Genomic DNA, 23,506 nt, shown 5'->3' with positions numbered 1-23,506 from the left:
CGTCTCGCAAGATCGCGAAGAAATTGCATGAAGATGTGGCATTCCGTCTTCTGGCCGCGGGTAACTATCCGGCCCACCGCACGATATGCGATTTTCGTGCATTGCACCTGAAGGAGTTATCCGACCTGTTCGTGCAGGTCGTCAAGCTTGCGCAAGAATGCGGTCTGGTTCGCCTGGGCACGATCGCGGTGGATGGCAGCAAGATCAAGGCGAATGCCAGCCGTCACAAGGCGATGAGTTACAAGCGGATGCTGCAAGCTGAAACCGAGTTAAAGGCGCAGATTGAAGGCTTGCTTGAGTGTGCCGGCAAAGCGGATGCGGCTGAGCGTGATGAGCCGGATGTGGATATCCCGTCGGAGATAGCTCGCCGCGAGGATCGATTGGCCGTCATCAAGGCTGCCAGGGCACGACTGGAAGCGCGTCAGCGAAAGATCGACGAAGAACGCGGACGCAGTCCGGCTGACGGACGTCAACCTCGTCACCCGGACGGATCACCCCGACGAGGCGGAAAATTCAAGCGGGATTTTGGCATTCCGGATGAGAAGGATCAGGAGAGTTTCACCGATCCGGAAAGCCGAATCATGAAGCTCTCCAGCGGCGCCTTCGAACAGAGTTACAATGGCTATACGGCCGTGGACGCGGAGCATCAAATCATCGTTGCCGCCGAACTGACCAACTGTGCTGCGGACAGCAATCGTCTGCCCGGGATGATCGAAGCTGTTCGTAACAATCTGGATGCACTGCCTGCGCAGGCGCTTGCCGCCAGCCCGCAATTCAGGTGCGCACTGAATGGTTCAGGGTTTTTCATCGGCAGGCGGTTCTCCGGCCATGGCCTGCAATAGCGCAACAGAGTCGTTCAGCCGGGCAGTCTGCACATCGATAAGAGGCAGTTTCGATGTGGCATATTTCTGTCGCGCGATTTGAACCTGAAGTTCGCTGGTCGCACCGAGTTTCAGCTGCCTCTCGCTGGATTCGACCAGACTGAGCGCGGCCTGGTCGGCCTTGCTCAAGACTGTGAAACGCTCGGCATCGCTCTGGACCGCCCGCAGAGCATCGGCCACTTCGCGGAAAGAGGTGAGCACACTTTTTTGATATCTTGCCTCAGATGCCTTGAATGCGGCCAGAGCTGCACGCTTTTCGGCCCGGATGCCCGGATGGAACAGCGGTTGAGACAGTTGCCCCATAAGACTCCAGACCGCTGTTCCCGGGCCGAACAGCCCACCCATGGTCGGCGACTGAGTTCCCGGCGTGGCACTCAAATTGAGTTGGGGATAGAGCCGGGCGACCGCTGCACCGTATTCGGCATTGGCGGCATGCATCAATGCCTCGCTGGCGAGAATATCGGGACGGCGCCGGACGAGTTTCGAGGGGATGACCATCGGCAGTATCTCCGGTAGCGAGAACTCATCGAGGCGGAAATCGGGAATGTCGGGGCTGGAGGGCGCATCTCCTGCCAATGTGGCCAGTAGATGTCGCGTCTCCTGCCACTGTTCGCGCAGACGCAACACTTCCGCGTCGGTTCGGTCGTAGTCCGAGTGCAGTTGCGTTAAGTGATCGTTGGAGATCTGGCCGAGACGCAACTGTCCATTGCCGATCCGCAGCTGCTCTTTCTGCGCGGCAAGCACCTCGTTCATGGATGCGATCCTTGCCGCCAGTCGTGCCTCGGCCAGTGCGGTCAGAGTGATGTTGGCAGCAATGGTCAGGCGGGCTCCGGCCAGTTCGAAGCGTTGGAAGTCCGCTTTTGCCGCCAGCGATTCAAGTATGCGGTGACTCTCTCCGGCGAGGTCGAAACTGTAGCGAACGCCGACGTTGGCGCTGTAAAGGCTGAATTCGCGCGGGCCGCCGGGCATGCCGAGGCTTCCCGGATTGAATCGCTGCCTTTGCCCGGATACCCCGATATCGGCGGATGGATAACGCAGGGTGCCGCTGCGGGCAGCATAGAGTTCGTTCGCCTGTCGCAAGGTGGCCTTTGCGGCCGTGATATCGGGATTATGCGCCATGGCTTTTTCGATCAGCGTATCGAGCCGATCCGACCGGAGGCTTTGCCACCAGTTGCCGGGGGATTCGAAATCGATGGCAATGGTCTGCCCGGCAACTGAACGGATATCGGAAGGGCCGGTGTAGGCTGCGGGTACGGATGGCTCCGGCCGGGTAAAGTCGGGGCCGGCAGCGCAGGCGCTCAGGAGCGACAGACTCAGCAGAGAGATAAAGGCGTGCCAGCGGGTCATATATGTAAGTCCTCCTTGCGGACACGGTCGCGCGTTAGCCACGCCTCGAAATCGCCGATGTAGGTGAAGATGACAGGGACCATAAGCAGGCTCATAGCGGTCGAGGTCAGCAGGCCGCCAATCACCGTGATAGCCATGGGTTGGCGGAAGCTTGCATCGGCGCCAAATCCGAGCGCCAGCGGAGCCATGCCGCAGATCATGGCTGTCGTAGTCATCATGATCGGTTGCGCACGTTTGCGGCAGGCATCGATCAGCGCTTCGTGCCGCGATAGCCCTCGGTTGATGCCGACGATCGTGAAATCGACGACCAGAATCGAGTTCTTGGTTACAATGCCCATCAGCATGACCAGGCCAATCAGGGAGGGGAGGTTGAGTTCGCCGTGTGTCAGCAGCAGCGCGATGAATGCACCGCCCACCGATAGCGGTACCGCCGAGAGGATTGTGATCGGTTGAAACCAGCTTTTGAAGAGAAGCACCAGCACTGCATAGACCAGCAATACGCCGAGCCCCATTGCTCCCTTCATGCCTGCGAACAGTTCGGCCTGTGTTTCCGCATCGCCAGACTCCTCCAGATGAACCGATGCCGGCATGGCTTTGATCGACGGCAGGTTCTGCGCATCCTTGAGTGCATCGCCCAGTGCATGCCCGCTCAGGTCTCCGGTCAGGGTCACTTGCCGTTCCCGGTCATAACGGTTGATCTCGGAGAGGGAACTGCCGATGGCGACATCGGCCACGCTTTCGAGCGGTACGAGGCCCTGCTTGCCGTGCACCTGCAGGCTGGCAATGGCGGACAGGTCGTAGCGGTCGAGCGCGGGTTGGGCCACGCGGATATTCACCTGACGATTGTCGAGGTTGAGTTTGGCCAGTGCCGAACTGCGGTCTCCGCTCAATGCGACCCGAACGGTCTGACCGATCGCCGAAGTGGTGACTCCCCGTTCCGCGGCCCGATCGGCATCGGGCCGGAAGACGACCTCTTGTCGTTCGAGGTTGGCGGTCGAGGTGATGCCGTTGAGGTATCCCAGCGCATGCAGGTCGTGCTCGACCTTACGCGCCGTAGCGGCGAGAGCCGAATTATCGCTGCCGGATAGGATCAATTCTATCTTTTCACCCGAACCGCCGCCGCCCAGAGAGAATCGGGCACCGGGCACACGCTGTAGGCGTTCCCGGATTGTCGACTCGATCTCCCTCTGTTTGGGGCGCTCGCCGCGTGGGGCGAATGTGGTCACCAGCGAGGCCCGGCGTACCTCTCCTGCCTCTGGATTGGCAGGGTCGCCGGCGCTGACGAAGATACTCTTCACTCCGCGGGTGCCTGTCACTGCACGCCGGGCCTCTTCAGCTACAGCCATGGTTTGGGCAAGGCTGCTGCCAGACGGTAATTCGAGCGAGATGGTTGTGTAACCCCGGTCGCCGGGTGGAATGAAGCCGGTAGGAAGCAGCGGGAAGATTGCTACCGAGGCCGCGACAATGAGGCCGCCGGCGGCAACAGCAGCTCCCCGGTGATTCAGACACCATTTGGCAATGTTCAGATAGCCGTGCAGCAGGCGTCCTTCCGAATCGTCGTGTTGATGTCCGGGCTTGATAAGCCATACCGCCATCAGCGGCGTCATGATTCGCGCCACCATCAGCGATAGCAGTACGGCCACCACGATGGTCCAGCCGAACTGCTTGAACACCAGTCCCGGCACACCGCCCATGAAGGCGGTAGGAAGAAACACCACAACCAGAGTCGAGGTTGTCGCCAGAACCGCAAGTGCGATTTCGTTGACCGCTTCGGCCGTTGCCTCGCGCGCGGTCTTGCCGTCGCGCACATGTCGGATGACGTTTTCTACCTCAACGATCGCATCATCCACGAGAATGCCCACCACGACGGCAAGAGCGAGCAGGGTGATGGTGTTGAGCGTGTAGTCCGCCCGTGCCATGTAAGCGAAGGCGGGGATGATCGACAGCGGCAATGCCGCAGCGCCGATGATCGTGGCGCGCCAGTTGCGCAGGAACAGCAGGATAACCAGTACCGCCAGCATTGCGCCCTCATAGAGCATGTGCATCGATCCCTCATATTGCTCCTGCGTATGCTCGACCGTGCTGCTGACGAGTTGAAAAGTCAGGCCGGGATGCTGCGCTTCCAGCCGTTCGAGCGCCTGCTCGACATGGGCGGCAATTCGGGTTTCGTCGAAGCCCTTTGTGCGCCATATCTGGAAGCCCGCGGCCATACGGCCATCCAGTGTGGCAGCCTGAGTGCGATCGGCGATGCCATCCTCGATGGTCGCAATGTCACCCAATCGAACGCTTCGTCCATCGGGCAACAACACCCGCAGCTGGTTCAGATCGGCTGCGGTTGAGACTGTGGCGATGGTGCGGACACCGAGTTCCGCTCCGCCGATCCGGACACGCCCGCCCGAAGCATCCTGCTCGATCAGCTTCAGTGCCCGCGATACGTCGAGTGCGGTTGCTCCGAATGTGGCGAGCCGTGCCCGATCAATGGTAACCCGTACCTCGCGTTGCACGCCGCCGACGCGGGCGAAATCGCCTACGTCCGGCACCGATAACACTGCTTTGGCCACACTGTCGTCAATGAACCACGACAGCGCTTCCTCATCCATCCGGTCGTCTTTCAGCGCGTAGGTGACGAACGGGCCGCCGGGTCCGACCGTGACCTTACTCACCTTGGGCTCTTCCAGATCGGCGGGCAGGTCGTTGCGTATCCGATCAATCGCATCCTTGGCATCGGCCAGGGCATCCGAGAGATCTCGTTCGAGCCTGAAGGTCGCCGTGATGGAGACGTTACCCTCGGTGATGTGGGTACTCAGATGCTTGAGTCCCTGAAGTTTGGCCATCGAATCCTCGACTTTGCGCGCAACCTCGGTCTCCAGCTGCGAAGGTGCCATTCCGGAAAGTCGCAGATCGACCTTGACCGTGGGCAGGTCCAGATCGGGCAGATCCTGCACACCCAGTTGATTGAAGCCCCGGAGGCCGGCGATGGTCAGCAGGATGAAGAGCAGAATCGATGGAATCGGATTACGGATAGACCAGGTTGCGAGATTCATGGGTGCTGTCCGGGTGTGCTCAACTCCTCAGCCTGAACCAGACGCACGGGCTCCCCATCGGTCAGGAAGCCGGCTCCCCGGACGATAACCTCATCGCCGGCCTGAAGTCCGTCGAGAATCTCGACCCACTGCTGTTGTCGGCGACCGGTTCGGACTACTGTGCGCTGTGCCGCGCCATTGACGATGCGGTAGACGATCGACCGGCCATCGCGCAGCAACACTCCTTCGCTCGGTAATGTGAGCGCGCTTGAGCTGCCGACGTCGATATCTCCTTTCAGATACATTGCGGCTTTGACATTGCTGCCGACATCGAGATCGATATATACGATGCCGAGCCGCGAAACCGGGTCGAGCGATGGGGCGCTCTGGCGAACCTTCCCGCTGGCTTTCGATCCGTCCGGCAGCTGAAGTATGACGCTCATTCCCGGCTCGGTTTTCATCATCTGTGCGGCGGTGAGTTCGGCGCGCCATTCCAGCAGGCCGCCGCCGATGATGCTGAACAGCGCTGCACCAGGCATTGGCACTTGTCCTGGCATTGCATTGCGAGCGCTGATGATGCCACTTGCAGGGGCAACAATGCGGGTGTCGGATTCCGCGATTCGGGCAGTTGTGAGAGTCGCCTCGGCAGACTTTTTTCCTGCCAGCGCGATCTGATACTGCGTTTCGGCCTGTAGCAAATCCTGATCGCTGATCGCACCGATCTCTTTCAGACCGCGAGCACGTTCGGCATTCACTTTCGATTGCCGAAGAACGGCCTCAGCCTGAGCACTCTGTGCCTCGGCCTGATGCAACGAAGCAATGATCTTGCGGGCATCAAAGCGCCCGAGTGTCTGACCACGCTTGACGTGGTCGCCGACATTGGCCGATAACTTCACGATTGGCACGCCGGTCAGTCTGGCGGAGACCTCGATCGCCTCTCTTGGCGCAATGGCACCCGATGCCGGGATGGTTTCGGACCATCGATGCAGTTGTGCGCGAGTGACAGTGACAGCCATAACGTTTGCATTGTTGGCATCCGCCGCCCGGGCATGATTCGGAAGCGTGATCGTCGAAATTGTAATTTGGCCGATCAGCGTGAGCAGGGACATTGCCCGTGTTGCCTTGCCGGCAGATGTGGCATTCATAATTGAGGCGGGTGTCATGCTCTGGCCTCCAGGCCGCGTCTGAAGAGGGAAAAGACGCCGGGCGCCTCGTTCAGCAGCTGCCCGGTATCGTTCGCGATGAGCGATCGAATGACCAACCCCTGAACCATGCCGATATAAAGTGCCGCGACGGCCTCACAATCCGTATCGGGGGCAATTTCGCCCGTTTCCATGCCCTTCTCACATAATGCAGTGATACGCTCCGAATATCGTTTGATGATCGATCTGACCATGCGTTTAGGCACGGTATCGCCCGAACGTTGCAGCTCGGCCATCATCAGTCGGGGCGCGCCGGGGTGCTCGGCTACGAATGCTATGTTGGCCATAAACATGGCCTCGATGGCGTCCAGTGGCGACGATGTGCCCTGGGCAGCCTTATCGACACGGGTCAGCAGCTTGTTTGCCACCCAATCCATGACCGATTGCCATATCGCATCCTTGCTGGCGAAGTGCCGGAAGATGGCGCCTTGCGTCAGGTTCATGTGGCTGGCAATGGCAGCCGTGGTAATTTCGTACGGGTCTTTTTCTCCGGCGAGTTCGACGACTGCCTCGACAGTCACGTTGCGACGTTCATCGGCGGGTAAGTTTTTTGGCTTGTTCATAATGCGGCGAGATAGTAACTGCTCACTATCTTTTCTCAATATGCAATTATTTGGCAGATATCGAAGGTGTCCGGAGGCCCTGTCGCGGCATCGTGCGCCTTTGTCGTATCTGCTTCAATCGTTGTCGGAGTGTCGCATGACGGACACGGCGGCATTTTTCAATCCCTTTCAAATCAACAGCTTACAGTCTGGCAAGCTCCTTGCCCTTGTATGGATGCATCCATATGCAAGGCGTTATGCAACACGATGCATAACGCCGTAGGAGGCGCGAGTGCAGGCAGCAGAGAAGAGCATGTCAATCCTGAACGCCGATTTGTCGCTTCGGCTGTCGGACGACCACGACGCGCTGGCGGCATCGTCGGTCCGGCTGCTGGAGTGCATCGATGCGACCGGCTCGATCACTCAGGCCGCGAAGGAGTGCGGCATCAGTTATCGCACGGCATGGCAGTCGATCGAACGATTGCAGAATCGCAGCTACGAGCCGGTGGTCATGCGCATGGCTGGCGGCAGGGATGGCGGCGGCACCCGGCTCACTCTCGCCGGCCGCAAGCTGGTGGCGATGTTTCGTGCTGCGGAGACCGAGCATCGGCGCTTTGTCGCACTGCTCGGCGAAGGGCTGGCCGATTACGAGAAATATTCGAAATTCATCCGGAGGTGGTTCATGAAAACAAGTGTTCGCAATCAGCTGTACGGCAACGTGCAGGTGGTTTCGAAGGGGGCGGTGAACACGGAGGTGGTGATCGGTATCGGCGGCGAGGACCGGCTGACCGCGATGATCACCAACGACGGCGCCGAAGAGATGGAGTTGTCGATCGGCATGGAGGTGGCGGCCCTGATCCGCGAATCGGCCATCATCCTCTGCACCGGCGAGCGAATCCCCAAGGTGAGCGCCCGCAACCGGCTGAAGGGCAAGGTGTTGCGCTGCCACGAAGGGGTGGTCTGCTCCGAGGTGCAGGTCGAGTTGCCGGGCGCGAAAATCCTCCACGCCATGATCAGCTTCGAAAGCCTTGCCGAGATGGATCTGTGGCCGGGTTCGGAGGTGTGGGGCTGCTTCAAGGCTTCCGACGTCATTCTGGCGACTCAGGAGTAGAGGCCATGAAAGCGCTCCTGTTGCTCTTGTCGCTGATCGTCGGGGTGATGCCGGCAATGGCCGGCGAGGTGAGTGTGGCTGTGGCGGCCAATTTCACCAATGCAATGCACGAGCTTGCGCCGCTGTTCGAAAAGGCGACCGGCCACACGCTGAAGGTGAGCTTCGGCTCGACCGGCAAGCTCTACGCCCAGATCGAGAACAGCGCACCGTTCGAGGTGTTTCTCGCCGCCGATACGAAGCGGCCGGAAAAGGCCGAGGCCGCAGGGCTTGCCGTGCCCGGCAGCCGCTTCACCTATGCGTCGGGCAAACTGGCGATGTGGAGCGCGAAGCCCGGTGCCTGGCGCGATGCCGAAGCGTGGCTGAAGCAGGCGGCATTTGCCCACCTCGCGATCGCCAATCCGAAGACCGCCCCCTATGGCCTTGCGGCACAGCAGGTGATGCGGCATCTGGGCCTATGGGACGTTGCGCAACCGAAGCTGGTGCAGGGCGACTCCATCGCACAGACCTTCCAGTTCGTGGCTACGGGCAATGCCGAGGCCGGCTTCGTGGCCGCCTCGCAGGTGAAGGCGTGGAAGGGTGGCGGCATGGTCTGGGAGGTGCCACAGGCATATTACCCGCCCATCGAGCAGCAGGCGGTGTTGCTGACGAAGGGTGCTGACGATGCGGCGGCCCGTGCGTTCCTCGACTTCCTGCAAAGCGATGCCGCCCGCGCCGTGATTCGCAGCTTTGGCTACGGTGTATCGGAGTAATCCATGTCGTTCGATTGGCAACCCCTATCGGAACCGATCTGGCTGACGCTGAAGCTGGCGGTGCTGACCACGATGCTGTTGCTCGTCGTCGGTACGCCGCTGGCCTGGTGGTTATCCCAGACATCCAGTCGTCTCAAGCATGCCGTGGCGGCCTTAGTGGCGCTGCCGATCGTGTTGCCGCCGACCGTGATCGGTTTCTACCTGCTGATATTTCTGGGGCCGAACGGGCCGGGCGGAGCCGTAACCCAGTGGCTGGGTCTGGGTACCCTGCCGTTCACCTTCGAGGGGCTGGTCGTTGCCTCGGTGATCTATTCACTGCCGTTCGTGGTGCAGCCGATACAGAACGCATTCGAAGCCATCGGCAAACGACCGCTGGAGGTGGCGGCGACACTCGGTGCATCGGCCAGGGATCGATTCTTCAGTGTCGCCGTGCCGCTGGCCCGGCCCGGGTTTCTGGCCGCCACGGTGCTGGGCTTTGCCCACACGGTCGGCGAATTCGGTGTGGTGCTGATGATCGGCGGCAATATTCCGGGTGAGACGAAGGTGCTCTCAGTGGCGATCTACGATCATGTCGAAATGCTGGAGTATGATCAGGCGCATCTGCTTTCGATCGGCATGATCGGCTTTGCCTTTGTTGTACTCACAGCGCTTTATCTGGCCAATAGCCGCATTGGCGCACGGACAGAAGCATGAATCTCAGCGCCTGTTTCCGAAGCCGTCAGGGGGCATTCAATCTCGATGTCGAGCTGGGTCTGCCCGATCGCGGCATCACCGCCCTGTTCGGTCATTCCGGTTCGGGCAAGACCACGATTCTCAGGGCCATGGCGGGACTGGCTCGTGCGAAAGGCTACATGCATTTGGGCGACCATATCTGGCAGGACGATGCTGCCGGAATTCTGGTGCCGACGCATGAGCGGCCGGTTGCCTATGTCTTTCAGGAGGCGAGCCTGTTTCCGCATATATTGGTGCCAGGCTTCGGTATTGTTGTATTGGTTCAGAATCAAAGCCCTTGAATCCGGCACAGTGTTACCCTTTAGCTCTACGAGCATTCGAGCAAAAGCTTCACCGCAGAGGGGGCAGGACTTGTGTTGTGCATGAGTGAGTCCAGTCATGCTCTCATGGTCGGGCCGTTGCGGATAGAATTTGAAGGCGCTGTTGACCATGTGACATCGCATGGTAACGCGCGGTCCGCTTTCAGTGGTTGCGCGGCCAGACGGGGAGCAAAGTGACTGGATACGGGAAGGCTGCAGGGAACACGGCTATACCATGCAGAAGATTGCGACTTATTGCCTGTTGTACCATTCAACGGTGAGTCGCATCATTAAATCCGCCGATGAAAATGCGCAAAACAAGTCCTGACCCCGACTTGTGGTTGGGGTAAAAAATACGGCCCCCGCAAGTCCGGGAGGAGGTGGACCTGCGGGAGCCGTTGCCAAGCTGTTAATGATGGGACCTGGCCATCAGCTTGAGCATCTTGAGATTAATCACGACAAAGCGAACCAGCTGCCAGGGCAGGGAGATGCGCAGGTAGCGGGTGAGCTTTGTGGGTGACGGAGCATAGTAGGACTGCTTGTACGGCTCCCGGTTAATAATTTTACGTGGCATTAAATACTCCTCTTAAATCCTGACTCGCTGATTAATCCGGCAGCAGCGCCCAGCCCGGACGCATCTTGGCCTGATACAGGAAGGTGTGATGTAGCAGATACTTCATCCAGTGACCGGCCAGACCGATTTCACCGAAGGTGAGATCAAGGTCACGTCCATAGGTCGGATATTTTTCAAAATCGGGTACGACAGGGAAAACGGTCATCGTAGCGGCACTGCCGGTGAGCATATGGTTGCCGGTTGAGGCGACACATGCTGCCCCCATTTCAGCCATGGATGCTGTATGGGTCGGCTTGTCAGTGCCTTTGTGCACCATGTCGCAGATACTCATGGCAACGGCTTTGGCCATGGCCGCTGAAGGCATGCCGGTCCGGGGCGGAGCCGGGTTGATCGGCGTGCCGTTGGCACTCTGCATCGGTTTGCTGATCAGGTGAGGGGGCGCAAAGGCAATGCCAATGGCAAACATATTGTGGTATGCCGGTACCTGATAGGTCTTCGGCCAGTCGGCTGCGCTCCACTGATCGTATGGGCGAGGGGTATAGTCGCCATCCACCTTCATAAAACCGTTGGGGGCGAACAGCTGGCTGCTGATATCCTCACCGGTCTTGTTATACGCTTTCAGGCCAACACCGGTGAATGGCGGAATCAGCATGGAAAAGTCGAACGGAATCTGATGGAAGCTGCCATCCATGCTCTCGTAATGGATGATGCCTGCTTCCACTTTGGTGACATGGGCACGCACAATCCACTCAATGCCGCGCTCCACCATCAGTGATTCGGCAAATGTTTTGCCATTGGTAATAAAGCCGCCGCTCTTCACATGCACACTGCCCATGCCGAAATCGCCCAGCTCATATTCATTGCTGATCCAGATGATGCGCGCCTTGTCGCGTACACCCGCTTCACGCAGCTCATGATCCACATTATAGATATATTCGAAAGCAGCACCCTGACAGGTGCACATGCCGTGGCCGGTACCAATGACAATGGTTCGCTCTTCGCCGGCCTTCATCGCCCTGATCTGCTCCTGCAGTTTGTGGTTGGCCTCGACGGCATGGCTGGCGGTGCAAACGGAGACGGTATGACCATGTTCCGGGCCAAGCCCTTCAGTGGCAGCGAAGTTCAGCTTCGGGCCGGTGGCGTTGATCAGGTAGTCGTAGTTGATGTTTTCAATTTCACCAGCGCGTATGGCCGAGGTGTGTTCCACCGTGATGAACGGGGAGGCATTTTCGCTGCTCCCTTCCGGGTGAATCGAGATGCCTTTTGCCTGGCAGAAGCCGATACCGGCTTTTTTATAAACCTCGGGAAGGTCGAATGTCACATCCTCTTCACTCATTTCGCCAACGCCGACCCAGATGTTGGAGGGAATCCAGTTCCACTTGGAGTTGGGCGATACGACCAGGACCTCATGGTTCTTTCCAATCCATTTATTCAGATAGCGTGCAGCTGTATGGCCGGAAATACCTGCTCCCAGAATGACAATACGCGACATACAACCTCCTTGTTTTAATCCTCTGGATCAATTGGTGATCGGCAAACAATAATATTATAGAATCATAATGCAATAATAAATAAGTTATGGTCTTTTGCGCTTCTGCAGAGAGAGGCTGTCAGCAGGGAGAGGATGGCGTTATGCCGCTATGGTTGAGTGTCCGGCCAGTGGTCACTGGATGAAAGGTGGTGCAACCATGGTTCACGAGGGGGAGAGCAGGTCGCCAGTTGTCGTTCGAGTACGCTCAGATTGGCATCGGAGATATCGTTGCCCGCCAGCTGGCGCTGGCAGATACGCCTTCTGAGCAGCTCCGGGTCGATGTTCAGCCAGAAGAATGTGCAGGGAATCTGACAGGTTTCAGCCAGCGCTCTGACCTGCAGACGCTCCTCAGGCTGAAGAAAAGCGGCATCAAGAATCACGGAAAAACCTGCCATAAGCGCCGTGTGTGCTGCATCATACATCCTTTGATAGGTGTGCCGGGTCATATCCGTGCCATAGAGATCCAGCTCAGGGTAGTTCGCGGCAATACGTTTGCGTGTGGCATCCGAACGGATGATGATCGCCCTCTCCCTGCCACAGCCGAGCAGGGCAAGATGGCTTTTGCCCGAGCCGGAAAAACCGCCGATGGCAAAAAGATGCGGCGTGTCAGCCTGGCAGTAGCGGCTGGCCAGGGTGAAATAGTGGCTGGCCTCGATCAGTGAGGCATGTTGCTCAGCGCCGCTTAACGCATCGGCCAGAAGACAGGCGACCTTGCCGCGCACACCGGCCCGGTAAAACAGATAGAGTGGCAGCAGGGAAAGAGCCGGATAGTCGGCCGTCTGTTCCAGATAACGCGACAGAAGGCGCATGCCCAGATCACTGCGCTGATGGGCATCGCAGTCCATGATCAGAAAGGCAAGATCATTCATCGTGTCGATCGTGGCGAACTCATCGTTGAACTCGATGCAATCAAACACTACTGCCTGATCATCGATGATCGTGATGTTTTTAAGATGCAGGTCACCATGGCAGTGGCGTACATGGCCCTGTTGCTGGCGGTCGAGCAGCTGTGGCATCCGTTGCTGCAGGGCGGCATCGGCACAGGCGGAGAGCCGGGCGATGGTATCCGGATCAAGTACAGGCGGTATATGCCCGTCAGCGATATCGATATTGGCATGAATATGCCTGCATAGCAGCGCGGTGTGATCCATACCGGTGGCCGGTACAGCCGCCTGTGACTGATGAAATGCGGCAATCTGTTGCGCCAGCTGATCCATCCAGTATGGATTGACGCAGCCGGAGCGTAAACGCCTGTCGAGCAGGTCGGACTGCCTGAAGCGCCGCATTTTCAGGCAGTAATCAACCACCTGGCCCGGGCCGTTCAGATGGTAGTGGTCGCCATCCCGGCAGACCGGCAATACAGCCAGATAGATTGCGGGGGAGAGTCGACGATTGAGAGTCAGCTCCTGTTGGCAGAAGTGATGGCGCTTCTCCAGCGTTGAGAAGTCAAGAAAACCTGGATTGACCGGTTTCTTGACCTTGTAGGCATAGTCTCCGCTCAGAAAAACCCATGAAATATGGGTCTGAATCATGCGGACTGTAGCGCAGGGGTGTGGATAGAAAGCCGGCTGCAGAAAGGGCTGCAGGTGTTCAGGCAGCAGCGGCAAGTCACTCACAGATCAACGCTCGCCGATAAAAAAACAGGCCCCGGTATATACCGGAGCCTGTTTGCAGGTGTCACAGTGGCGAAGCCTCGGTCAGCCGAGCTTGATGAACATACCACGGTTGATATCACCGATGCTGACCATGCCGATCAGTACGTTGTTATCGACCACAGGGATACGGCGCAGGTTCTTCAGGCCCATGTAGGAGGCGGCCTTCAGTACAGGCATTTCCGAGTAAACGGTCATCGGGTTGGCCGTCATCACATCGCGTACCTTCATGCACATCACGCGCTTGTAGTTCTCTTCCATGTCCTCGAAATCGCGGGCTGTTTTTGCATCATGGATATATTCGCCGAAATTAGGGTAGAGCGGCAGCATGGTGTCACGGATGGTGATAATGCCAACCAGCTTGGTTGCATCTTCATCATCAACAACCGGCAGTGAGCCGCAACGACGCATGACCATCTTCTGAGCGGCGCTATGCAATGTATCGCCTGCCTTGCAGCTTAAACAACCGTATGTCATTACCTCTGAAACTTTCATGATTCCTCCCAGAAATCGAAACTGTGGCGAGATGTCCGCTTTAGGAGCCGTAGCATACATGCTCACAGGATTTTGTGCATCTGCTTTTATCATAGGGATTTATTGCCAGGCAGGAAAATTTCCTCTCGAAAATGGAGAGGAATCGTTCTAAATCAATCGTTTGTGCCCATTATTCGACCTGCTGCACGGTGTCGTTTTGAGCGCGATGCAACGCTGCTGCCGGTTGCACTGCTCATTGGCGCAGGGAACGTGCTGCATGCAACCTGCATCGCCTCCATCCGATCCGTTTGGCGGCTATGGACGACTCATGGCTGTGGATCTGAGCCAAATATTTCACCGTACTGCTGATTGCTCCAGTAGATATAGGCCAGAATTTCGGCAATAGCGGTGTGGGCTGCGGCAGGAATCGTGGCGCCTACATCCAGCTGTGAGAAGATCTGCAGCAGGTCACGATCCTCCCGAATCGGGATGTGATGTTCACGGGCTAGCCGGATGATTTCATCGGCCAGCAGGCCGCTGCCTTTGGCCGTCATCACCGGGGCCTCATCCAGATACGGGTCCCAGCTCAGGGCGATGGCCTGCTGCTGTGCGGGTGGTTGATCGTGCGTGCTCATACCACCACATCCAGCAGCTGCAGGGCTGACGGACGCATCTGCTCGAGCTGATCGAAATGCTGCTGCAGTTCTTGCGCCGGGCGTCCTGCGGCACTGATCAGGTAGACCTCTTCAAATCCTGCCGCACGCAGGCGACCTTCCAGTCGCTCCATGTGCATCTGCATAAAGCGGCCGGCTGCGGCTGTATCGTTATAGATGCGGGCATGCACGGCCTGTTCACTGATATGGGCGTCCACGCGTAATTTGCCGAGACGGCTCATCTCCAGGGCAATCAATACCTTGAACAGAGGCGATAACGGCTCGTTTTCCTGCCTGCCACCCTCCGCCTGTTGCCACTGCTGCTCTATAGAGAGTTGTACGTTGACCATCTGTTGCTGGACCAGCATGGGCAACTCCAGACGGATGGTATCGGCATGCAGATGGGCCAGCACATTCAATGCCTGGGTAAATTCAATCCGCGATGAGGCCTGCTTGCCAACTTCAACCAGCGTATGGGCCAGCTTTCTTTTGCTCTCTGTCGTGGCGGTCTCTTCCGTTGCTGAATTCAGCATGATGGCCTTGAAATCATGCTGCAGCTGTGAGGAGGGATGATCCGGTCCCTCACTCTGCTGCAGCTTATGCTCCAGAAGCAGGCCGGAGTGTTGAATCATGGATGCCATCCGGTTGCCACTTAGTGGCATCTCCTGATTGACGCTGATGCCTTCAAACCAGTTGGCCAGTTGTGCGGCTACGGGCCATTGCTCAAGTATTTCCGGCGGCAACGAAGCCACCATATGACGTACAGTTGTCATGCTTTCAGCTGCTGGCGAGGTGGAGGCGGCATGTTGCCGGATCACTGCCATGGTTTTGCCGATGATATCCGGTTGTACTGCCAGCAACTGAAATGACGCCGGTTTGGCTGTCATTTTCACGACCATTCCGTCTCCGGGCATGACCGAGCGGGGGGCCGGTGCCTCCATGCGCTGACCATGAAGGCGGATCTGGACGAGGTTATTTTCAAGTCGCTTCTCAACAAGGGCCAGCGCACTGTCACCCGGATTCATGGTGAAGCCGCTGGCGGGTGTCATCTTTTGCGGCAGCTGATGGCCGGCAAGTGGCGCGGTTGTGACCGATGGTTGTCCCGGCCGGAATTCCCGACCGGTCATCAGCATCGGTTGCCCGTTGTGGTTAAAAATGCGTCCCTGAATGATATGGCCGGGTTTGAAGTGGGGATGTGCGGCAGCGATCAACTGCGCTGATTCGCCACGGCTGTGTTGCAGCGAAAGTGTCATTTTTCCGGCGTGCAGGCTCTCCACCCGGGCGGTGATGGCATGGCCCTCCTTCAGCCAGACAGGAAGTCTGGAAAGGATTTCCACCCCTTTGTCTGCTGTGGACGCGTGATGGCTCAGCCCTGTCCAGAATAGCTGCGGCGAGCTGCTTCCCTCCTGATGTTTGGCAACAAAATCCACCTGTTTGCCGGCCAGCGAAGCGGGAAGCCCCTTGATGACCAGTGATTCGCCGTTCAATGTCACCCTGAATGAGCCATTCTCTCCCTTTTTGGGTACGGCACTCATGGGCTCTTCTGTCGGCAGTTTATCGGCATGTCCTGACAGAACGCGCAAGGGCGATGGCGGTGCCCCTGACTGGCTACCGGCAGCCCAGGTGACGGGCTCGCTTTTGCTGATACCGTCAACGCGTCTCTCAGGCATGGTGATGGCCTGCTATGTCAATCGATCTGTCCATGTTTTTCCGGGAGCAAGAGCGTTGCCATTGTCCGGGGGAGAGGCTGATACATGGCATTGCGCAGCGTAAGCCGGTGGCGTTTGCCCGTGAGGCTTTTCATGCAGCATTGACCGGAAAAGTTAACTACAATCAAAACATCACGTAGCAGGGGAGGGGCTTATGTCTGATATCCGGGCTATTCAGTGTGATATTACCAGTTTGCATGTGGATGCGATCGTCAATGCCGCCAATGCGACACTGCTCGGTGGTGGTGGCGTCGATGGTGCCATTCATGCAGCGGCTGGTCCCGGGTTATTACGGGCATGCCAGCAACTGGGCGGGTGTGCAGCGGGCGAAGCGAAGATGACTGACGGGTATGATTTACCGGCCCGGTTTGTCATTCATACGGTCGGACCTGTCTGGCGGGGTGGCGGCGAGGGTGAGGCGGATACACTGGTCAGCTGCTATCACAATAGTTTAAGAGTGGCTGTCGAGCGGGGCATTGCCTCCATTGCATTTCCTGCTATTGCGACCGGTGTATATGGCTACCCGGCACAGCAGGCTGCAAGGATTGCGATCAGGGAGTGCCTTGATTTTCTGGACCAGCACGGTGTGCCCGAACTGGTGATCTTTGCATGTTTCGATGCGCCGATGCTGAAAATATATCAGGCGCTGCTCGGCAAGTAGACGAGCCCGGCTGATTCATCCGCCCCGCTGGCTGGCAAACTGATCGGTGAAATGGCCCACGATCAGTGCCTCAAAGCCCCAGATGATGATCACGGCCACAACGATGCCGATAACAATTTTTTTCGTAAGACTCATGAAAACCTCTTCGTCCGGATCTCAGGCAGATCGCCAGAGTGTAGCAGCTCATGCGATGAAGGGGGATGAGGAGGGCCGGGCTGTGATGGCACGTGCATCAGGCGGCTGATTTTCCTGACACCGGATGGCTGAGTAAGCGGCGAGCCGCTGTGACTTTGGCACGAATCACACAGCCATCAAGATGATCATTGATCAGGCCGGCTGCCTGCATGAATGCATAAGCCGTGGTGGGACCGACAAACTTCCAGCCACGCTTTTTCAGCTCCCGGGACATGGCCACCGCTTCTGCTGAGGTCGAGGCGGATTGCGGTGGCAGCGGCTGAGCCGGCTCAAAGCGCCAGACGAAAGCGGCAATCGAGCCCTCATGGGCGACCATGTCGCATGCGCGTTGCGCATTGTTGATGACCGCCTCGATTTTTCCTCGGTGGCGCACAATACCGGCATCGGCCAGCAGGCGGGCGACATCGCTGTCGTCAAATGTTGCAACCTTGTCAAAATCAAAGTGGCAGAAGGCTGAACGGAAATTCTCACGTTTGGCGAGAATGGTTCGCCAGCTTAAACCCGACTGAAATGCCTCCAGCGACAGTTTCTCGAACAGGCGCCGGTCATCGGTGACCGGAAATCCCCACTCACGATCGTGATAGTCGAGATAGTCGGGGGTTGCCATACACCAGCTGCAACGTGGCTGGCCATCCTCTCCGGTGACAGTGTTATGCATGGCGCTCTCCTTATTCCTGATGAATGATCCTTATCCTTATATTTCATCATATGAAAGTGAAGCAGGCAACCTGAGCCGATGCGGATGGACTCGCTCCGGCCAAAGATCAGCCCGTAACGGTAAAAGCGTGAAGTTGCCGTAGCCTGCCCATTGAGCACTGACAGGCTCGATTCGGCTGGCTGCATTCAGCACAGCTGGCGGCGACAACGCCGTCCAATACGGCGATTTCGACGGATTGTGGTGCACGTCCACGTCCCGCTCGGAATCGCTGATTCACCCAGCGATTCCATAGTGGCTGCTTTCTTGCTCTGTATTTCAATAAAACATCGCTACGGAGTGAAAGGATGCATGCCCCGCCGCCACTGGAACAAGTTGAAACGGGATTACAGGCTGAAAGAGCAGCGGTGGACGGAGCCTCCATGGAGCTCAAAAAACAGTGGCAAATTGTCCGGCTGATTTATTCGACCATACCGCTGGCAACCTTTGCCGGTGTGCTATTGTCGCTGGTGATTACCGCCGTCTGCTATGATTTGAGTCCCGGCTACGCCCTGATCTGGCTGTTCTATATGATCGCTGTGGCGCTGGCGCGTCAGCTGTCGTTGTTCATGTTCAAGCGCCGTCCGCCGGATACGCAGGACATTTCGCGATGGGAAAATATCTTTATCCTGTTGATTGGTATGACCGGTGTGGGCTGGGGGTTAGCCGGCCTGATCTTTCTGGTTCCCGGTTATCCGGGCGAACAGTTGCTGGTGACCATTGTCATAGCCGGTTATATGGCCGGTGCCATTGCCACGACATCGATCTATTTGCCCGCATTTGTTGCACTTACTGCACCGGCCCTGTTGTTACTGGCTATCAGTACCGCACAGCTGGATGGGCAGGCCAATAGCGTGATTACAGCCATGATAGGCGTATTTTCTGTCTTTATTTTGACGTCAGCCCGGCGCTTGCAGCAGGTATTTGTCGATGCTGTACGTCAGCGTTATGAGATCGAGGAGCTGGTTGAGAGAGAGCGCGAGGAAAACCGGATCCGAAGAGAGACCGAAGCGGAGCTGGAGCGGGCCATGGTCGAAGCGGAAGCTGCCAACGTCGCCAAATCCGAATTTCTGGCCAATATGAGTCATGAAATACGTACCCCCATGAATGCCATTATCGGCATGTCATATCTGGTATTGCAGACGAATATGAATCCGCAGCAGCACAATTATGTCGAGAAAGTTCACCGCTCGGCCGAGACGCTGCTCGGCATCATCAATGATATCCTGGACTATTCGAAAATAGAGGCGGGCAAGCTGGATATCGAGCAGGTTGAATTTTGCCTGGATGATGTGCTGATGAATCTGTCGGCGATGCTGGCTTATAAGGCGGAGGAGAAGCAGCTGGAGCTGATCTTTGATCCGGGCCAGGAGATCCCTGCGGCTCTGATTGGTGACCCGCTTCGGCTTGGCCAGATTCTGATTAACTTGTGCAATAACGCCATCAAGTTCACCGAGCGCGGAGAGGTTGTGGTTGGCATCGATGTGCAGTCGCAGAAGCCGGACAGCATCATGCTTCACTGTTATGTCAGAGATTCCGGTGTGGGCATGACCCTTGAGCAGCAGTCCAGGCTGTTTCTGCCATTCTCACAGGTGGATGCCTCTTCGACCCGCAAGTTTGGTGGTACGGGACTGGGGCTGGTGATCTCCATGCGGCTGGTTGAGATGATGGGCGGCGATATCTGGGTGGAAAGCGAGGCAGGGAATGGCAGCTGCTTTCACTTTACGGCCCGGTTTGGCCGGCTGCAGCGGCCTGCTGCGGTGGAAGCGCCGGGGATGCTGCATCAGTTGGCGGGCATGCGTATGCTGGTGGTTGATGATAATGAGGCGGCCTGCGCATTACTGGCAGGGATGCTCCGCTCGCTGGGGGGAGATGTTGAGCAGGCAGCGCATATGGAGCAGGCGCTTGAACTGCTTGCAGCTACGACAGAACCATTTCGCCTGCTGCTGATCGATTGGGATATGCCGGGCGTGGATTATGAACGTCTGCGTCGTCGGCTACGTGAACTTCAGCCTGCCCGTGAGCCGGTAAGGATTGTGGCCCTGACCGCACATAGCCGGAAAGACCTTGATGCCAGAGGTGCTGCAGGTATCGCTGACAGTGAGCTGGCCAAGCCGGTGACGAGGCGAGGGCTGATACATGCCATCATGACGGCACTCGGAGAGCATTTGGAAAGCAAGCCAGGAACAGGCAATCTGTCCACACCGCTTGCCGCCGATATCGCCCGCATTCGTGGCATCCGGGTGCTGCTGGTGGAGGATAATGAAATCAATCAGGAACTGGCACTGGATTTACTCAAGAGCAATGGCGTGCATGTCGAGATTGCCGGCAACGGACAGGAGGCGATTGATATCCTTGAACGTGAAGGAAACCATTTCGACGGGGTGCTGATGGATTGCCAGATGCCGGTCATGGACGGATATATGGCGACGCGGCACCTGCGTCATGATGAACGATTCAGGGCGCTGCCCATTGTGGCGATGACGGCAAATGCCATGGCCGGAGACCGTGAAAAGGCACTGGAGGCGGGCATGAATGAGCATATTGGCAAGCCGATCAACCTGAATGAATTATTTGGTGTGATGGCACGGCTGTTTGCTCCGAAAGAGAGGCGGCCGGTTGCGACCGATGTGACCACTGCGGCGACAGGTGCCGGTATCACGGATCTGCAGCATGTCGATACCGAGGCCGGGTTGCAATGCGCCAATGGCAACCGTGACCTGTATCTGCGCCTGCTGAAGAAGTTTACCGTCAAGTACGCAGATTATGAGCAGCAGTTTCATAAGGCCTGTCAGGAGGATGAAGAGTCAGCCATCCGTGCCGCCCATTCATTAAAAGGTGCCGCCGCGACACTTGGCATCACAGGTGTTCAGCGTGCCGCCCAGGCGCTGGAATTTGGTTGCCGTGAGCAGGTAACGGATGAGGAGATCAACAGCAGGCTGAATGGTGTGCTCGAATCACTGCAGCCAGTGCTGGAAGAGCTGGGGCGGCTGGCCTGATTGCCAACCATTAAAGCTGGTGCTGATTCCCCGGCCCCGGTTCTGAGTAAGTGAAAGTAAGGTTTGTCATCCTTTTGGAGGACATACAGGTCTGCAATCCATGGTTAAGATGCGGCGATCCAGGAAGGGGAGCCGTGCCGGAGGGGGTAAATCTTGCGGAGGAGGGAAGCCGCCATGGTGCATCCGGAGTATTCAATCAGACAAATTCAGCACGGCCTGATTTACCTGCTCAGCTGGTCTGGGCGACGCTTGCCTGTTCAAGATTTCAGGTGTTGTTTTGGCTCCTTCAAATAAACAGTTGTAAATGAGTAGTCCTATGTCCCCGGAATTCCAAAATATATGCGCTGCCCCCCCCATTGCTCCGCAACGTTAGGGTTCTCATGCGCCTTATCCCATTGCTCTTCATAGCCTTTCTGTTCTTCGCCCCGAGTGTGCAAGCAGAGATTGTGAAAATTGCCATCCCCAGTGACAAAGGAATGTCCTTTTACTGGTGGCCAAAATTGCCAAGTGTCTCGGGTTGGCATCAAGATAAAGACTCCAGCTTTCACTACAGCGTGAACGCGCTAGCGCCAGACAATTCCACGTTCTCGAATGCCGAAACCGTCATATACGCAAAGGCCATCTACAAGCCTCGCGATCCCGAAGTTAAATCCATTGAAATGCTGATTGCGAGAGATAAAAAGGAATTTTTAACAAGTGTACCAAGTGTGAAAACTCAGGAGGTCAAACCTCTCATCACCGCTGACGGAAAACAATTCAAATCGTTTACGTTCTTTCCAAATGGCCCAGGAAGCTGGGAGCGTGTCACCTATGGCGAAGAAGGTGAATTTTTTCTTATTTTCACGATCAGCTCACGTTCAAAGTCAGGCTACGACGCAGCGGAGGGCACTTATGAGAAACTCATTAGCCTTTACAAAGAATAACCCTAACCCTGCGGTCAAACGGGACCGCACAAAAGCGCGCGGCCTCTTAGCTCGACGTTGGCCGTCACGATGAAAGTGTTTTCGAAAATTCATCGCCACCAAGCAATTCAAAAGATTCGAGGTGAGCTTGAGAGGGACAGTTTTCCCCGGCTTCAGATGTTCCTACTCGTCACACTCACAGGCGCGTCAGGCTTCGTCGCGTCGTACACTTTCCTTCATGTCGGCATCGTCGAAATGTGGCTTCGATACTTGTTATCCTTCGGGGTCGCGTACCTGATGTTCTTGGTTCTTTTGTGGCTATGGTTGCGAACGCGAGCTGAGGATTACGCTGACATCCCGGAAGTTTCAAGGACAGCATCTTCCAGTTCAGATAGCGCTAGCGCATGTTGCAGCGGCAAAGGCGGGGACTTTGGTGGGGGAAGTGCCAGCGGTGCATTTGATAGCCACGCCGATGGCATTTCATTAGTCGGAGATTCGGGCGGTTCCGTCAGTGATGCTCTTGGCACGGTTGCTGAAGCAGAAGAATTTGCTATACCGCTGGCCATCCTGATGCTCATCGGCGCTATGGTTTTCTCATCTCTCTTTATTGTCTACTCGGCCCCAATGCTCTTTGCGGAACTGCTGGTGGACGGTGTGTTATCAGCAAGTCTCTATCGCAGACTTCGTGGTCTTGAAACACGTCATTGGTTGGAAACCGCTATTCGCCGTACTGCCTGCCCCTTCATTCTTACCGCCGCAATTGCCTCCGCTTCCGGCTGGGCCATGACACTCTACGCGCCTGGAGTACATTCAATTGGTGATGTTATTTTTTATTTAAGGCAAGGTGGCTAGCGTGCGAGGAGAAAGGGGTTAAGAAAGGGGGCAGGACTTGCTTTGCGCATTGTTGGTGTTAGCGAGGAATAAGGGGGCAGCATACCAGGTTGTCGCGGATAGAGTTTGAATGTGCCGATTTTCTATAGCATTGCGTGGTAATGCGCGCTCCGCTTTCAGCGACTGAATCCGGGACGCCTGCAGGAAACACGGTTATACCATGCAGGAGATTGCAACTTATTGAGGACTTCACCATTCAACGGTGAGTCGTAACCTTAAATCCGCCGATGACAAATGCGCAAAACAAGTCCTGACCCCCATTGCTCCAGGTTGTCGCGGATAGAGTTTGAATGTGCCGATTTTCTATAGCATTGCGTGGTAATGCGCGCTCCGCTTTCAGCGACTGAATCCGGGACGCCTGCAGGAAACACGGCTATACCATGCAGGAGATTGCAACTTATTGCGGACTGCTCCATTCAACGGTGAGTCGTAACCTTAAACCGCCGATTACAAATGCGCAAAGCAAGTCCTGACCCCTATTGCTTCAGGCTCATGTTTACTGATTCAATCGCATTGGTGGTGTAAATGACCTTGCGAATTTCCGGCGGGTAATCAAAGAACGGGATAATACGCTGCCAGTTTCTGCGCCATGATTGCCCGATTGACGGGTAAGCCTCATCCCACTTTTCTTCAAATGCCATCAGCTGCAACTCTGCCTCTTCGGCAGTGGCCGCCGCATATATGG

Annotated in this window: 18 protein-coding genes and 3 pseudogenes; 9 read left to right on the top strand and 12 right to left on the bottom strand. The window is 56.9% G+C overall.

The window, feature by feature from the left end; translation table 11 throughout:
- Positions 1–761 (top strand): annotated as a pseudogene (locus tag FEF65_RS13010) (transposase); the annotation flags it as partial.
- Positions 762–794: 33 nt separating this feature from the next.
- Here the strand turns inward: FEF65_RS13010 and FEF65_RS13005 are convergent.
- Genes FEF65_RS13005 through FEF65_RS12990 form a run of 4 tightly spaced genes read right to left on the bottom strand, consistent with a single transcriptional unit; the run spans position 795 to position 7,016 of the window.
- On the bottom strand, positions 795–2,228 hold the full coding sequence (locus FEF65_RS13005) for an efflux transporter outer membrane subunit (RefSeq protein ID WP_138240253.1): 1,434 nt from the start codon (positions 2,226–2,228) through the stop codon (positions 795–797).
- Positions 2,225–5,272 (bottom strand): efflux RND transporter permease subunit, encoded by a 3,048-nt coding sequence (locus FEF65_RS13000; RefSeq protein ID WP_138240252.1) that lies wholly within the window; start codon positions 5,270–5,272, stop codon positions 2,225–2,227. The genes FEF65_RS13005 and FEF65_RS13000 overlap by 4 nt, the downstream gene beginning before the upstream one ends.
- Positions 5,269–6,396, bottom strand: coding sequence for an efflux RND transporter periplasmic adaptor subunit (locus tag FEF65_RS12995; RefSeq protein WP_161595253.1), 1,128 nt, complete (start codon positions 6,394–6,396; stop codon positions 5,269–5,271). Before FEF65_RS12995 ends, FEF65_RS13000 begins: the two co-directional genes overlap by 4 nt.
- A gap of 14 nt (positions 6,397–6,410) precedes the next feature.
- Complete coding sequence (locus tag FEF65_RS12990) at positions 6,411–7,016, bottom strand: TetR/AcrR family transcriptional regulator (RefSeq protein ID WP_238701407.1); 606 nt, start codon at positions 7,014–7,016, stop codon at positions 6,411–6,413.
- Positions 7,017–7,287: 271 nt separating this feature from the next.
- Here FEF65_RS12990 and FEF65_RS12985 point away from each other — a divergent pair, with 271 nt between their 5' ends.
- From FEF65_RS12985 to FEF65_RS12970, 4 genes and pseudogenes are all read left to right on the top strand, one after another.
- Positions 7,288–8,106 carry a TOBE domain-containing protein gene (locus FEF65_RS12985; protein WP_138240250.1) on the top strand — a complete coding sequence of 273 codons (819 nt, stop codon included), beginning with the start codon at positions 7,288–7,290 and terminating at the stop codon, positions 8,104–8,106.
- Between the two features lie 5 nt (positions 8,107–8,111).
- Complete coding sequence (modA, locus tag FEF65_RS12980; RefSeq protein WP_138240249.1) at positions 8,112–8,855, top strand: molybdate ABC transporter substrate-binding protein; 744 nt, start codon at positions 8,112–8,114, stop codon at positions 8,853–8,855.
- Between the two features lie 3 nt (positions 8,856–8,858).
- Positions 8,859–9,548, top strand: coding sequence for a molybdate ABC transporter permease subunit (gene modB / locus FEF65_RS12975; RefSeq protein ID WP_138240248.1), 690 nt, complete (start codon positions 8,859–8,861; stop codon positions 9,546–9,548).
- Positions 9,545–9,829, top strand: a pseudogene (locus tag FEF65_RS12970) (ATP-binding cassette domain-containing protein); the annotation flags it as partial. The gene modB and the pseudogene FEF65_RS12970, both read left to right, overlap by 4 nt.
- A 466-nt stretch (positions 9,830–10,295) precedes the next feature.
- Here FEF65_RS12970 and FEF65_RS13510 read toward each other — a convergent pair.
- From FEF65_RS13510 to fliK, 6 genes are all read right to left on the bottom strand, one after another.
- Positions 10,296–10,460, bottom strand: a complete 165-nt coding sequence (locus FEF65_RS13510; RefSeq protein WP_162847946.1) for a hypothetical protein — start codon at positions 10,458–10,460, stop codon at positions 10,296–10,298.
- Positions 10,461–10,491: 31 nt separating this feature from the next.
- Complete coding sequence (locus FEF65_RS12965) at positions 10,492–11,952, bottom strand: NAD(P)/FAD-dependent oxidoreductase (RefSeq protein WP_138240246.1); 1,461 nt, start codon at positions 11,950–11,952, stop codon at positions 10,492–10,494.
- A gap of 146 nt (positions 11,953–12,098) precedes the next feature.
- Positions 12,099–13,607: a bifunctional aminoglycoside phosphotransferase/ATP-binding protein gene (locus FEF65_RS12960; RefSeq protein ID WP_238701406.1), complete on the bottom strand. Its 1,509-nt coding sequence runs from the start codon at positions 13,605–13,607 to the stop codon at positions 12,099–12,101.
- Between the two features lie 81 nt (positions 13,608–13,688).
- Positions 13,689–14,138 carry a CBS domain-containing protein gene (locus FEF65_RS12955; protein ID WP_138240245.1) on the bottom strand — a complete coding sequence of 150 codons (450 nt, stop codon included), beginning with the start codon at positions 14,136–14,138 and terminating at the stop codon, positions 13,689–13,691.
- A gap of 305 nt (positions 14,139–14,443) precedes the next feature.
- Positions 14,444–14,752 carry an EscU/YscU/HrcU family type III secretion system export apparatus switch protein gene (locus tag FEF65_RS12950; RefSeq protein ID WP_138240244.1) on the bottom strand — a complete coding sequence of 103 codons (309 nt, stop codon included), beginning with the start codon at positions 14,750–14,752 and terminating at the stop codon, positions 14,444–14,446.
- Positions 14,749–16,440: a flagellar hook-length control protein FliK gene (gene fliK, locus FEF65_RS12945; protein ID WP_138240243.1), complete on the bottom strand. Its 1,692-nt coding sequence runs from the start codon at positions 16,438–16,440 to the stop codon at positions 14,749–14,751. Before fliK ends, FEF65_RS12950 begins: the two co-directional genes overlap by 4 nt.
- A gap of 193 nt (positions 16,441–16,633) precedes the next feature.
- Between fliK and FEF65_RS12940 the strand changes: the two genes are divergently transcribed.
- Positions 16,634–17,140, top strand: a complete 507-nt coding sequence (locus tag FEF65_RS12940; RefSeq protein WP_138240242.1) for an O-acetyl-ADP-ribose deacetylase — start codon at positions 16,634–16,636, stop codon at positions 17,138–17,140.
- Between the two features lie 232 nt (positions 17,141–17,372).
- Here FEF65_RS12940 and FEF65_RS12935 read toward each other — a convergent pair whose 3' ends face one another.
- Positions 17,373–17,993 carry a DNA-3-methyladenine glycosylase I gene (locus FEF65_RS12935; protein ID WP_138240241.1) on the bottom strand — a complete coding sequence of 207 codons (621 nt, stop codon included), beginning with the start codon at positions 17,991–17,993 and terminating at the stop codon, positions 17,373–17,375.
- Between the two features lie 419 nt (positions 17,994–18,412).
- Here FEF65_RS12935 and FEF65_RS12930 point away from each other — a divergent pair, with 419 nt between their 5' ends.
- From FEF65_RS12930 to FEF65_RS12920, 3 genes are all read left to right on the top strand, one after another.
- Positions 18,413–21,028 (top strand): response regulator, encoded by a 2,616-nt coding sequence (locus FEF65_RS12930; protein ID WP_161595252.1) that lies wholly within the window; start codon positions 18,413–18,415, stop codon positions 21,026–21,028.
- A 446-nt stretch (positions 21,029–21,474) separates the two neighbouring features.
- On the top strand, positions 21,475–21,951 hold the full coding sequence (locus FEF65_RS12925; RefSeq protein ID WP_161595251.1) for a hypothetical protein: 477 nt from the start codon (positions 21,475–21,477) through the stop codon (positions 21,949–21,951).
- Positions 21,952–22,020: 69 nt separating this feature from the next.
- Positions 22,021–22,782 (top strand): hypothetical protein, encoded by a 762-nt coding sequence (locus FEF65_RS12920; RefSeq protein ID WP_138240238.1) that lies wholly within the window; start codon positions 22,021–22,023, stop codon positions 22,780–22,782.
- Positions 22,783–23,300: 518 nt separating this feature from the next.
- On the opposite strand, the pseudogene FEF65_RS12915 reads toward FEF65_RS12920, so the two are convergent.
- Positions 23,301–23,506: pseudogene (locus FEF65_RS12915) on the bottom strand (transposase); the annotation flags it as partial.

This window comes from Mariprofundus erugo (assembly GCF_005818865.1).
In the GTDB taxonomy this organism is placed as follows: Bacteria; Pseudomonadota; Zetaproteobacteria; order Mariprofundales; family Mariprofundaceae; genus Mariprofundus; species Mariprofundus erugo.
Note: the sequence above shows the minus strand (reverse complement) of the source record. Positions and strands in the feature narration are given on the sequence as shown.